Origin of the sequence: Streptomyces mangrovisoli (assembly GCF_000974985.2) — a bacterium.
Classification (GTDB): Bacteria; Actinomycetota; Actinomycetes; order Streptomycetales; family Streptomycetaceae; genus Streptomyces; species Streptomyces mangrovisoli.
Genome location: NZ_LAVA02000012.1, coordinates 100,618 through 113,179, shown reverse-complemented (window position 1 = coordinate 113,179; position 12,562 = coordinate 100,618). Strand labels below are relative to the sequence as shown.

Below are 12,562 nucleotides of genomic sequence, written 5' to 3'. Positions count from 1 at the left end.
CCTCCCCGCCCCCGGTGGCCCGCACGGCCCCGCCCTCCGGCACCCCCAGCTTCTCCCGCACCCCCGCCACCGCCCCCGGCAGCACGGCGAGGAACCGCTCCACGTCCTCGGCCGTCGCGCCCGGCGGCAGCGACACCCGCACATTGCCCTCGCTCAGCACCCCCATCGCCCTCAGCACATGGCTGGGCGTCAGCGTGCTGCTGGTGCACGACGATCCGGACGACACCGAGAACCCGGCCCGGTCCAGCTCGTGCAGCAGAGTCTCTCCGTCGACATAGAGACAGGAGAAGGTGACGATCCCCGGCAGCCGCCGTTCCGGGTCGCCCACCACCTCGACATCCGGCACCAGCGCGGGCACCCGCGCCCGGATCCGCTCCGTCAGCTCCCGCAGCCGTACCGCCTCGGCGGCCGCCTCCGCGCGGACGGCGCGCAGCGACGCCGCCGCCGCGACCACCGCCGGCAGGTTCCCGAACCCGGGCACCCGCCCCGACTCCCGCTCGTCGGCGGGTCCTTGGGGCGCGAACCGGGTCCCCTTGCGGACCGCGAGCAGCCCGACCCCGGGCGGCCCGCCCCACTTGTGCGCGGACGCCGTGAGCAGCGACCACGGCCCCCGCACCGGCCCCCAGCCCAGCGACTGGGCCGCGTCGACCAGCAGCGGCACCCCGGCGGTGCGGGCGGCCTCGGCCACCTCGGCGACCGGCTGCTCGGTCCCCACCTCGTGGTTGGCGGACTGGAGGCACGCCAGCGCGGTGTCCGGGCGCAGCGCGGCGGCGTACTCCGCGGCGTCGACGGCGCCCGCGCGGTCCACCGGCACCCGGGTGACGGTGCCTCCGTTCGCCGCGAACGTCTCAGCCGAATGGAGTACCGAGGAATGTTCGACGGCTGACACGATCAGGTGGCTTCCCACCCGCCGCCGTCCGGCCAACGCCCCCGCGACACCGCTGTGTACGGCGACCGTCCCCGACGGCGTGAACACCAGCTCGTCGGCCCGGCAGCCCACCGCCTCGGCGGCCGCCTCCCGCGCCGCGTCGAGCAGCAGCCGGGCCCGGCGCCCCTCCCGGTACAGCCGCGCCGGATCGGCCCACCCCTCGTCGAGAGCGGCCAACAGGGCCTGACGTGCGACAGGATGAAGAGGGGCGGCCGATGCGGCGTCGAAGTAGGACACACGGCAACGGTAGATCGCCGGTCGCACATCAGGGGCGCGAGGAGCCGTGCGATCAGCCCTCCATTCACCCGCGCCGGATCCCGAAACCCTGACAACCCGAGCTATTGGGCGCCCAATCCCACCCTTAAGGAGTGACAGGCGGCGCGTATGCCCCCCTCCCCGCGAACCCCTGGAGGGCGTCGGCTAGGGTTTGGTCCGCATAAACATCCAAACCCCTGCCCGACGCAGGACGGCGACCGACCCCCGAGAAGGCCAGGCCGCAGCCATACCGCGCGGGCGAGACTCTCGGGAAGGCGCTACGTGAGTCCCAACGGCTCCGACCTCCCCCACAGCCCGAAGGGCGTGGGCGGGACCCCCAAGCCGCGGCGCCCGATGCGGCGGAAGCTGCGGCAGGCACTGACCGCGGGCCTGGTCCTCGCGACCGCTACCGGTTGCACATACAAGGACTTCCCCCGCCTTGGTATGCCCACCCCGACCACGGAAGAGGCTCCGCGGATCCTCTCCCTGTGGCAGGGCTCCTGGGCGGCCGCGCTCGCCGTGGGCCTGCTGGTCTGGGGCCTGATCCTGTGGAGCGCCATCTTCCACCGGCGCAGCCGCACCAAGGTCGAGGTTCCTCCGCAGACCCGGTACAACATGCCCATCGAGGCGCTGTACACGGTCGTCCCGCTCATCATCGTCTCGGTGCTGTTCTACTTCACGGCCCGCGACGAGTCGAAGCTGCTGAGCCTCGACAAGAAGCCCGACGTCACCATCAACGTCGTGGGCTTCCAGTGGAGCTGGGGCTTCAACTACATCACCCCGGTCGAGGGTTCGTCGGGCAACGCGAAGACCGACCCGGCCCTGTCCTCCATCCCGGACCGGTTCAAGAAGGACTTCCCGGCGGACGCCGGCGGCGTCTACGACGTCGGCACGCCCGCCACGAAGAACCCCCAGACCGGCAACCCGGGCCCGACGCTGTGGCTGCCGAAGGGGGAGACGGTCCGCTTCGTCCTGACCTCCCGTGACGTCATCCACTCCTTCTGGGTGCTGCCGTTCCTCATGAAGCAGGACGTCATCCCGGGCCACACCAACGCCTTCCAGGTGACTCCCGACAAGGAGGGCACCTTCCGGGGCAAGTGCGCCGAGCTCTGCGGCGTCGACCACTCGCGGATGCTGTTCAACGTGAAGGTCGTCTCGCCGGAGCGCTACCAGCAGCACCTCAAGGACCTCGCCAAGAAGGGGCAGACCGGTTACATTCCCGCCGGCATCGCGCAGACGAGCCACGAGAAGAACCGGGAGACGAACAACCTGTGAGCATCCTCAACGAACCCCAGGGTGCCGCGGCCGCTGACGACGCTTACGAGAGCGAGCTCCCGGTCAGGCGCAAGCAGCCCGGCAGTGTCGTGGTGAAGTGGCTGACGACCACCGACCACAAGACGATCGGCACGCTCTATCTGGTCACGTCGTTCGCGTTCTTCCTGATCGGCGGCGTGATGGCGCTCCTCATGCGCGCCGAGCTCGCCCGTCCGGGACTGCAGTTCATGTCGAACGAGCAGTTCAACCAGGCGTTCACGATGCACGGCACGATCATGCTGCTGATGTTCGCGACGCCGCTGTTCGCGGGCTTCACCAACTGGATCATGCCGCTCCAGATCGGTGCCCCGGACGTCGCCTTCCCGCGGCTGAACATGTTCGCCTACTGGCTCTACCTGTTCGGCTCGATGATCGCGGTCGGCGGCTTCCTCACCCCCGACGGCGCGGCCGACTTCGGCTGGTTCGCCTACAGCCCGCTGTCGGACGTGGTCCGTTCGCCGGGTATCGGCGCCGACATGTGGATCATGGGTCTGGCCTTCTCCGGCTTCGGCACGATCCTCGGCTCGGTCAACTTCATCACCACGATCATCTGCATGCGCGCGCCGGGCATGACCATGTTCCGGATGCCGATCTTCACCTGGAACGTGCTGCTGACCGGTGTGCTGGTCCTGCTGGCCTTCCCGGTCCTCGCGGCCGCGCTGTTCGCCCTGGAGGCGGACCGCAAGTTCGGGGCACATGTCTTCGACTCGGCCAACGGCGGAGCCCTGCTATGGCAACACCTCTTCTGGTTCTTCGGCCATCCAGAGGTGTACATCATCGCGCTGCCGTTCTTCGGCATCATCAGTGAGGTCATCCCGGTCTTCTCCCGCAAGCCGATGTTCGGCTACATGGGTCTGATCGCGGCCACGATCTCGATCGCCGGTCTGTCCGTGACCGTGTGGGCGCACCACATGTACGTCACCGGCGGTGTGCTGCTGCCGTTCTTCTCCTTCATGACCTTCCTGATCGCGGTCCCGACCGGTGTGAAGTTCTTCAACTGGATCGGCACCATGTGGAAGGGCTCGCTGTCCTTCGAGACGCCGATGCTCTGGGCGACCGGCTTCCTGATCACCTTCACCTTCGGTGGTCTGACCGGTGTCATCCTGGCCTCGCCCCCGATGGACTTCCACGTCTCCGACTCGTACTTCGTGGTGGCCCACTTCCACTACGTCGTCTTCGGCACCGTGGTGTTCGCGATGTTCTCCGGCTTCCACTTCTGGTGGCCGAAGTTCACCGGCAAGATGCTCGACGAGCGGCTCGGCAAGATCACCTTCTGGACGCTGTTCATCGGCTTCCACACCACCTTCCTCGTCCAGCACTGGCTGGGCGCCGAGGGCATGCCGCGCCGGTACGCCGACTACCTGTCCGCCGACGGCTTCACCGCCCTGAACACGGTCTCGACGATCGGCTCGTTCGTCCTCGGCCTGTCGATCCTGCCGTTCCTCTACAACGTGTGGAAGACCGCCAAGTACGGCAAGCCCGTCGAGGTCGACGACCCGTGGGGCTACGGCCGCTCGCTCGAGTGGGCGACCTCCTGCCCGCCGCCGCGGCACAACTTCATCACCCTGCCGCGGATCCGCAGCGAGTCCCCGGCGTTCGACCTGCACCACCCGGAGATCGCCGCGCTCGAGCAGCTGGAGCACGCCGGTCACGGCAGCAGCGCCGCCGCGGGCAGCAAGGAGGTCGGCAAGTGAAGATCCAGGGCCGCATGTTCATGTGGCTGAGCTTCTTCGTCCTCGTCATGGCGATCGTCTATGGCGTGTGGTCGAAGGAGGCGGCCGGCACCACGGCGCTCTTCATGGCCTTCGGCCTGTGCATCATGATCGGCTTCTACCTGGGCTTCACCGCCCGGCGGGTCGACGCGGGTGCCCAGGACCACAAGGACGCCGATGTCGCGGACGACGCCGGTGAGCTGGGCTTCTTCAGCCCGCACAGCTGGCAGCCGCTCTCCCTCGGCATCGGCGGCGCGATCGCCTTCCTCGGTGTCGCGATCGGCTGGTGGCTGCTGTACTTCGCGGCGCCGCTCATCCTGATCGGCCTGTGGGGCTGGGTCTTCGAGTACTACCGCGGCGAGAACCGCACCCAGTAGCACGCGCCGAGCGCACCAGGGGCCCGGACACTCCGTCAGGAGCGTCCGGGTTCCTGCGTTTGCCGCAACCGCGTTACCTCGTCCGTGTCACCCGGCGCGCCATGGTTGACGCGGCTTCCTACGTTGAGTTCATGAGCACCTCTCCGCGCACCCGTACAGTCATCGGCTGCACCCTGCTGGTGACCGCCCTCGGCGCGGGCGTCACCGCCTGCGGCTCCGACGGCAACCCCCTGTCGGCCAAGCCGTTCGACGCGGCCGACCAGATCTCCTTCAACGGCCCCTCAGGCGACGGCAAGAAGGTCGACCCGGACAAGCCCCTGGAACTCACCGCCGACAGCGACGACGGACGCATCACGGACGTCACCGCCGTGGACGCGACCGGCCGCCAGGTGGCGGGCGAGCTCTCCGCCGACGGCAGCCGCTGGCACAGCACGTCCCCGCTGGCCGCGAACGCCCGCTACACGGTCCGGGTCAGCACCGAGGACGAGGACGGGGCCCCCGGCCGCAAGGTCCTCACCTTCGACACCGCCAAGCCCACCGCCAAGAAGCGGCTCACCGTGAAGTTCGGCCCGAACGCCGGCGCGTACGGCGTCGGGCAGCCCCTCACCGCCGAACTCAGCCAGCCCGTCAAGGACAGGACCCAGCGGGCCGTCGTCGAGCGCGCCCTGCGCGTCGACTCCGTCCCGTCCGTCCAGGGCTCCTGGTACTGGGTGGACGACAAGGAACTCCACTACCGGCCCAAGGACTACTGGCCCGCCCACGCCACCATCAAGGCGCGCAGCGACCTGGACGGCGTGAAGGTCAGCGACCGCCTGGTCGGCGGCGCCTCGAAGGCCCTGAAGATCACCACCGGGGACAGCATCCTGGCCCTCACGGACGCCGCCACGCACCAGATGACGGTGTACGAGAACGGCAAGGAAATCCAGGAGATCCCGGTCACCACCGGCAAGCCCGGCTTCGACACGCGCAACGGCGTCAAGGTGGTCCTCGCCAAGCAGTACTTCGTACGCATGCGCGGCACCAGCATCGGCATCGCCGAGGGCAGCGCGGACTCGTACGACCTCCCGGTCTACTACGCCACCCAGCTCACCTTCAGCGGCGAGTACGTGCACGCCGCGCCCTGGTCGGTGGGCTCGCAGGGCTACGAGAACGTCAGCCACGGCTGCACCGGCATGAGCACCGGCAACGCCGAGTGGTTCTTCGACCACATCCACGAGGGCGACGTGGTCAAGGTGGTCAACTCCGAGGGCCACGAGATGGAGCCGTTCGGCAACGGCTTCGGCGACTGGAACGTCACCTGGAAGGACTGGCGCAAGGGCAGCGCGCTGACCGGCTCCGGCCAGGCCACCCCGAACGCCCAGGACATGGCGAGGCTACGGCCGGAGAGCGTCTGACCCACCGTCCGGCAGGGGCGTCACACCACCCGTTCGGGTGAGTGGACACGCCGAGGCGGACATCGGATGTGCGCCGACGCGGACATCGGAAGCGGTCTCAGGGGCGGTACGGCCCGAAAACGGCCGTACCGCCCCTCGTTCATGCGCGTGCGCTCCCGCGAGCCCCACGGGGTCCCGTGGGCCCAGGTGCGGCCCGGCACGGCCGTACGGCCCCCGTCAGGCGCTCTGGAGCCGCTTCTGACGCAGCAGCCCCGCCAGTGCGGCGGCGAACTCCACCGGGTCCGCCGGCAGCGTCACGGCGGCGTCCGCGCGGCTCCAGGTGGCCAGCCACGCGTCCTGCGGCCGCCCGATGAGCAGCAGCACCGGCGGGCAGTTGAACACCTCGTCCTTGATCTGGCGGCACAGTCCCATGCCGCCCATCGGCACGGCCTCGCCGTCGAGGACACAGATGTCGATGCCGCCCTTGTCGAGCTCGCTCAGCACCGCGGCGGGCGTCGCGCATTCGACGAACTCCACGGTGGGCACGTCCGGAGCCGGCCTGCGCCCGGTCGCCAACCGGACCTGTTCGCGGGTGTTGGAGTCGTCGCTGTAGACCAGCACCGTGGCGGTCGGCTGCATTGTTCCTCCGAGACGTCGGCGTCGTACGGACGGGGCCGTTCGGGCGGGATGTTACTCCCCCGAACACCACGTCAACACCGGTCCGGACGAGCAAGACACTCCGATTGGCACCCCCCGGAGTGAGGGCGGGATAAGCGACCGACATAATGTCGGTCGTGGCGACAGCAACGACAGTAGAAACCGGGCACGCGCACCCGTCGGTCAACCGGCCGAACCTCACCAGCGTCGGAACCATCATCTGGCTGAGTTCCGAGCTGATGTTCTTCGCGGCCCTCTTCGCGATGTACTTCACCCTCCGGTCGGTGACCGGTCCGGATCACTGGAAGGAGATGGCAGACCATCTCAACCTTCCGTTCTCCGCGACCAACACCACGATCCTGGTGCTCTCCTCCCTCACCTGTCAGCTCGGCGTGTTCGCCGCCGAGCGCGGTGACGTCAAGAAGCTCCGGGGCTGGTTCATCGTCACCTTCATCATGGGTGCGATCTTCATCGGCGGTCAGATCTACGAGTACACGAACCTGGTGAAGGAGGACGGGCTCTCGCTCTCCTCCGACCCCTACGGCTCGGTGTTCTACCTGACCACCGGCTTCCACGGCATGCACGTGACGGGCGGCCTCATCGCCTTCCTGTTCGTCCTCGGCAGGACGTACGCGGCCAAGAGGTTCACCCACGAGCAGGCGACCGCGGCCATCGTCGTGTCCTACTACTGGCACTTCGTCGATGTCGTCTGGATCGGCCTCTTCGCCACGATCTACCTGATCAAGTAGCCCGGCGTCGCCCCCAGGGCGAGACCGATCCATTTCCCGCATCGACGCAGAAGATCCTGACACCGGGGTAATCCGTGAAAAAGCTCTCCGCACGACGACGCCATCCGCTGGCGGCGGTCGTCGTCCTACTCCTCGCGCTGGCGGCCACTGGGGGGCTGTACGCCGCGTTCGCGCCCGCGAGCAAGGCACAGGCCGATGAAACCTCCCAGTCCCTGAGCATCGAAGAGGGCAAGAAGCTCTACGAGGTGGGCTGCGCCAGCTGCCACGGCTCCGGTGGCCAGGGCTCCTCCGACGGGCCCAGCCTGGTCGGCGTGGGCAGCGCCGCGGTCGACTTCCAGGTCGGCACCGGCCGTATGCCCGCCGCCACCTCGCAGGGTGCGCAGGTCCCGCGCAAGAAGGCGATCTACTCGCAGGCCGAGATCGACCAGCTCGCCGCGTACATCGCGTCGCTGGGCGCCGGCCCGGCGAAGCCGACCTCGGAGCAGTACAGCAAGGACGGCGCGGACATCGCCAAGGGCGGTGAGCTGTTCCGTACCAACTGCGCGCAGTGCCACAACTTCACCGGCAAGGGTGGCGCGCTGACGAAGGGCAAGTACGCCCCGACCCTCGAGGGTGTCGCTCCGAAGCACATCTACGAGGCGATGCTCACCGGCCCCCAGAACATGCCGTCCTTCCCCGACACCACGCTGTCGGAGCAGAACAAGAAGGACATCATCGCGTACCTGCACGCGATCGACAGCGGCGAGTCGACCAACCCGGGCGGCCTCGAACTCGGCGGTCTCGGCCCGGTCACCGAGGGTCTGTTCGCCTGGATCTTCGGACTCGGCGCGCTGATCGCGGTCGCCGTCTGGGTCGCCGCTCGGACCGCAAAGGCCAAGAAGTCATGAGTAGCCAAGACATTCCAGAAGAGAACCTGCCCTCCGAGCAGGGCACCGCGCACGGCGCGGTGAGCGTCGCGGACGAGAAGCACCCGTTCGCCGACCCGGGGCTGCCGCCCCACGAGCACCGGATCCAGGACATCGACGAGCGGGCCGCCAGGCGGTCCGAGCGTGCGGTCGCCCTGCTGTTCACGCTGTCGATGCTGGCCACGGTCGGCTTCATCGTCTCCTACGTGGCGATCCCGCACGACAAGGACATCTTCGTCTTCCCGATCGGTCACCTCAGCGCGCTGAACTTCGCGCTGGGCCTGACCCTCGGTGTCGCGCTGTTCTGCATCGGCGCGGGCGCGGTCCACTGGGCCCGCACCCTGATGTCCGATGTCGAGGTCGCCGACGACCGTCACGCGATCGCGGCGCCCGAGGACGTGCGGGCCAAGGTCCACGCGGACTTCAAGCAGGGCGCCAAGGAGTCGGCGCTCGGCCGCCGCAAGCTCATCCGCAACACGATGTTCGGTGCGCTGGCCCTGGTGCCGCTCTCCGGCGTGATGCTGCTGCGCGACCTCGGTCCGCTGCCGGGCGACAAGCTCCGCCACACGATGTGGGCCAAGGGCAAGCGCCTCGTCAACATGAACACGAACCTGCCGCTGCGTCCTTCCGACGTCGCCGTGGGCTCGCTCACCTTCGCCAAGCCCGACGGCCTGGAGGAGACCGACGAGGACTTCCAGACCCAGATCGCCAAGGCGGCCCTGATGATCGTCCGGCTCCAGCCGGACAACATCAAGGACAAGCGTGAGCTCGACTGGTCGCACGAGGGCATCGTCGCCTTCTCGAAGATCTGCACCCACGTGGGCTGCCCGATCTCGCTGTACGAGCAGCAGACGCACCACGTGCTCTGCCCGTGCCACCAGTCCACCTTCGACCTCTCCGACGGTGCCCGAGTGATCTTCGGCCCGGCCGGCCACGCCCTGCCGCAGCTGCACATCGGCGTGGACGACGAGGGTTACCTCCAGGCGCTCGGCGACTTCGAGGAGCCCGTCGGTCCTGCATTCTGGGAGCGCGGATGAGCACTTCAGCGACCAACGAGTCCCGCTCTCGCGGGAAGGCACCGGCCGGCGAGCGCGTCGCCGACTGGGCCGACGGCCGGCTGGGGATCTACTCCCTGGCCAAGGCCAACATGCGCAAGATCTTCCCCGACCACTGGTCGTTCATGTTGGGCGAAGTGTGCATGTACAGCTTCATCATCATCATCCTGACGGGTGTCTATCTGACGCTGTTCTTCCACCCGTCGATGAACGAGGTGCAGTACCACGGCAGCTATGTCCCGCTCCAGGGGCAGATGATGTCGGAGGCCTTCAGCTCGACCCTGCACATCTCCTTCGACGTGCGCGGTGGTCTGCTCATCCGGCAGATCCACCACTGGGCCGCGCTGATCTTCATCGCCGGCATGTTCGTGCACATGATGCGCGTGTTCTTCACGGGCGCGTTCCGCAAGCCGCGTGAGGTCAACTGGCTGTTCGGCTTCCTGCTGCTCGTCCTCGGCATGTTCACCGGTTTCACCGGTTACTCGCTCCCGGACGACCTGCTCTCCGGCACCGGTGTCCGCTTCATGGAGGGCGCGGTCCTGTCCGTGCCGATCGTCGGCACGTACCTGTCGTTCTTCCTCTTCGGCGGCGAGTTCCCGGGCGGCGACTTCGTGGCCCGCTTCTACTCGATCCACATCCTGCTGCTGCCGGGCATCATGCTCGGCCTGATGGTGGCGCACCTGATCCTGGTCTTCTACCACAAGCACACGCAGTTCGCGGGTCCCGGAAAGACCAACAACAACGTCGTCGGCATGCCGCTGCTGCCGGTCTACATGGCGAAGGCCGGAGGCTTCTTCTTCCTGGTCTTCGGTGTGATCGCGGTGATCGCGGCGATCGCGCAGATCAACCCGATCTGGGCGATGGGCCCCTACCGTCCGGACCAGGTGTCCACCGGCGCCCAGCCCGACTGGTACATGGGCTTCTCCGAGGGCCTGATCCGCTTCATGCCGGGCTGGGAGATCAACCTCTGGGGCCACACGCTCGTCCTGGGCGTGTTCATCCCGCTGGTGATCTTCCCGCTGGTCCTGGTCGCGATCGCGGTCTACCCGTTCATCGAGTCCTGGGTCACCGGCGACACGCGCGAGCACCACATCCTGGACCGCCCGCGCAACGCGCCGACGCGCACCGCCTTCGGTGTCGCGTGGATGACGGTGTACTTCACCCTGCTGATCGGCGGTGGCAACGACCTCTGGGCCACGCACTTCAACCTGTCGATCAACGCGGTCACCTGGTTCGTCCGGATCTTCGTCTTCGTCGGACCGGTCCTGACCTTCCTCGCGACCAAGCGGATCTGCCTCGGCCTCCAGCGCCGCGACAAGGACAAGGTGCTGCACGGTCGCGAGACCGGCATCATCAAGCGCCTGCCGCACGGTGAGTTCATCGAGGTGCACGAGCCGCTCAGCCAGGAGCAGCTGCACACGCTCACGGCGCACGAGCAGTACACGCCGGCGGAGATCGGCCCGGCGGTCGACGAGAACGGTGTCGAGCGCAAGGTGAAGGGCGCGGAGAAGCTGCGCGCCAAGCTCAGCCGCGCGTACTTCGACGAGGACTCCCAGATCCCGAAGCCCACTGTCGAGGAGTACAAGGAGATCACGAGCGGCCACGGCCACCACTGATCGCTGCGTTTCGCCACGCCACGGTCGAAGGGCCCCCGTCCGATGTTCGGACGGGGGCCCTTCGCCGTCTGCGGCACTGGATAGGGTGGGAGGCGATGAGATCGGCGTCCCGGATCCCGGGACCTCACCCAGGAGCGGCTGATGAGCGCTGTGACCCCCGCTGGAGGCGACATCGCGGCGGGCCGTTCCTGGCCCGAGGTACTGAACGCCCTGCTCGACGGCCGTGACCAGAGCGCCGACGCGACGGCCTGGGCGATGGACCGGATCATGCGCGGCGAGGCGACCGACGCCCAGATCGCGGGCTTCGTCGTGGCGCTGCGCGCCAAGGGCGAGACGGTCGAGGAGATCACCGGCGTCGTCCGGGCGATGTACGCGCACGCCAAGGTGATCGAGGTGGCCGGCCGCACGGTCGACATCGTCGGCACGGGCGGCGACGGCGCGAAGACGGTCAACATCTCCACGATGTCCGCCCTCGTGGTGGCCGGCACGGGCGCGAAGGTCGTCAAGCACGGCAACCGGGCGGCGTCCTCGGCGTCCGGCTCCTCCGACGTCCTGGAGAAGCTGGGCGTCAACCTCGACCTCACCCCGCAGCGGGTCGCCGAGGTCGCGGAGGAGGCGGGCATCACCTTCTGCTTCGCGGTCAAGTTCCACCCGGCGCTGCGTCATGTGGCCGCCGCCCGCGGCCAGTTGGGCATCCGTACGGTGTTCAACGCGCTCGGCCCGCTGACCAACCCGGCGAAGGTCAGGTCCCAGGCGATCGGCGTCGCCGACCCGCGGATGGCGCCCATCATCGCGGGCGTCCTCGCCGACCGCGGCAACTCCTCCCTCGTCTTCCGCGGCGACGACGGCCTCGACGAGCTGACCACGACGGCCACCTCGCGGGTGTGGGTGGTGCGGGACGGCAAGGTCACCGAGGAGACCTTCGACCCGCGTGACGTCGGCATCGAGCTGGTGCCCGTGGAGGCGCTGCGCGGCGGCGACCCGTCGTTCAACGCGGAGGTCGCCCGGCGGCTGCTGGACGGCGAGCGGGGCCCGGTCCGCGACGCCGTCCTGCTGAACTCGGCGGCGGCCCTGGTGGCCCTCGACCCGACCGGGGCGCCGCTGGCCGAGCAGCTGGCCGCCGGCATGGCGAAGGCGGCCGCCTCGATCGACTCGGGCGAGGCCAGGCGCGTACTGGAACGCTGGGTGGCCGCCAGCAACGCCTGACGGCGTCCGCCGGGCGGCATCCACGAGTGGCGCGGTTCGGCGTCCACGAGTGGCGCGGTTCGGCAGGCAGGGGTGGCGCGGTTCCGCGATCCGGACACGGGTTGCGGGACCGCGATCACATCCCGTACGTTCCTTTCCAGGTCATGAGTGACAGTCATGAGGCCCCGGCCGACTGTCCGGCAACCCTCCGTCCGTGGCGGGGTGCCCCGGGTGAGGACCAGGTCGTGGGCAGCGAGGTCCACGGCAAGCGCGGACCCCTTCGTCACCAGGGGTCCTGGTCGTCGAGGGAGCCTTCTGTGAGCAAGCGAATGCGATAGGGCGTCGAGCCCCGCCTCCGCGTACCCCCTTTCTCTTCCTCTCCGCGCCGGAGCACGTCTGCTCGCGCGGTGGGTTCCGCCTGCCTCACAGGAGCTTC

Annotated in this window: 11 protein-coding genes and 1 riboswitch; of the genes, 9 read left to right on the top strand and 2 right to left on the bottom strand. The window is 68.6% G+C overall.

Annotated features, from left to right (window positions below; all coding sequences use genetic code 11):
• Positions 1-1,165, bottom strand: a 1,165-nt coding sequence (locus WN71_RS06375) for a cysteine desulfurase family protein (RefSeq protein WP_071369805.1), incomplete at its 3' end; no start/stop codon positions are given.
• A gap of 300 nt (positions 1,166-1,465) precedes the next feature.
• Between WN71_RS06375 and ctaC the strand changes: the two genes are divergently transcribed.
• From ctaC to WN71_RS06355, 4 genes are all read left to right on the top strand, one after another.
• Positions 1,466-2,458, top strand: a complete 993-nt coding sequence (gene ctaC / locus WN71_RS06370; RefSeq protein ID WP_420856465.1) for an aa3-type cytochrome oxidase subunit II — start codon at positions 1,466-1,468, stop codon at positions 2,456-2,458.
• Positions 2,455-4,191: an aa3-type cytochrome oxidase subunit I gene (gene ctaD, locus WN71_RS06365; RefSeq protein WP_046590975.1), complete on the top strand. Its 1,737-nt coding sequence runs from the start codon at positions 2,455-2,457 to the stop codon at positions 4,189-4,191. Before ctaC ends, ctaD begins: the two co-directional genes overlap by 4 nt.
• Positions 4,188-4,586 (top strand): cytochrome c oxidase subunit 4, encoded by a 399-nt coding sequence (locus WN71_RS06360; RefSeq protein ID WP_046590974.1) that lies wholly within the window; start codon positions 4,188-4,190, stop codon positions 4,584-4,586. The genes ctaD and WN71_RS06360 overlap by 4 nt, the downstream gene beginning before the upstream one ends.
• 131 nt (positions 4,587-4,717) lie before the next feature.
• Positions 4,718-5,980 (top strand): L,D-transpeptidase, encoded by a 1,263-nt coding sequence (locus tag WN71_RS06355; protein ID WP_046590968.1) that lies wholly within the window; start codon positions 4,718-4,720, stop codon positions 5,978-5,980.
• A gap of 216 nt (positions 5,981-6,196) precedes the next feature.
• Here WN71_RS06355 and WN71_RS06350 read toward each other — a convergent pair whose 3' ends face one another.
• Positions 6,197-6,598, bottom strand: a complete 402-nt coding sequence (locus WN71_RS06350; RefSeq protein WP_046590966.1) for a response regulator — start codon at positions 6,596-6,598, stop codon at positions 6,197-6,199.
• Positions 6,599-6,744: 146 nt separating this feature from the next.
• On the opposite strand from WN71_RS06350, the gene ctaE reads away from it, so the two are divergent.
• From ctaE to trpD, 5 genes are all read left to right on the top strand, one after another.
• The gene (gene ctaE, locus WN71_RS06345) at positions 6,745-7,365 is read left to right on the top strand and encodes an aa3-type cytochrome oxidase subunit III (RefSeq protein WP_046590964.1); all 621 of its coding nucleotides are present in this window, start codon (positions 6,745-6,747) and stop codon (positions 7,363-7,365) included.
• A 74-nt stretch (positions 7,366-7,439) separates the two neighbouring features.
• Positions 7,440-8,252: a cytochrome bc1 complex diheme cytochrome c subunit gene (gene qcrC / locus WN71_RS06340; RefSeq protein ID WP_046590962.1), complete on the top strand. Its 813-nt coding sequence runs from the start codon at positions 7,440-7,442 to the stop codon at positions 8,250-8,252.
• Positions 8,249-9,307 (top strand): cytochrome bc1 complex Rieske iron-sulfur subunit, encoded by a 1,059-nt coding sequence (gene qcrA / locus WN71_RS06335; protein ID WP_046590960.1) that lies wholly within the window; start codon positions 8,249-8,251, stop codon positions 9,305-9,307. Before qcrC ends, qcrA begins: the two co-directional genes overlap by 4 nt.
• The gene (gene qcrB / locus WN71_RS06330) at positions 9,304-10,941 is read left to right on the top strand and encodes a cytochrome bc1 complex cytochrome b subunit (RefSeq protein WP_046590958.1); all 1,638 of its coding nucleotides are present in this window, start codon (positions 9,304-9,306) and stop codon (positions 10,939-10,941) included. The genes qcrA and qcrB overlap by 4 nt, the downstream gene beginning before the upstream one ends.
• Positions 10,942-11,082: 141 nt before the next feature.
• Positions 11,083-12,147 (top strand): anthranilate phosphoribosyltransferase, encoded by a 1,065-nt coding sequence (gene trpD / locus WN71_RS06325; protein ID WP_046590955.1) that lies wholly within the window; start codon positions 11,083-11,085, stop codon positions 12,145-12,147.
• Between the two features lie 139 nt (positions 12,148-12,286).
• Positions 12,287-12,403, top strand: a riboswitch (SAM riboswitch).
• Positions 12,404-12,562 lie beyond the last annotated feature (159 nt).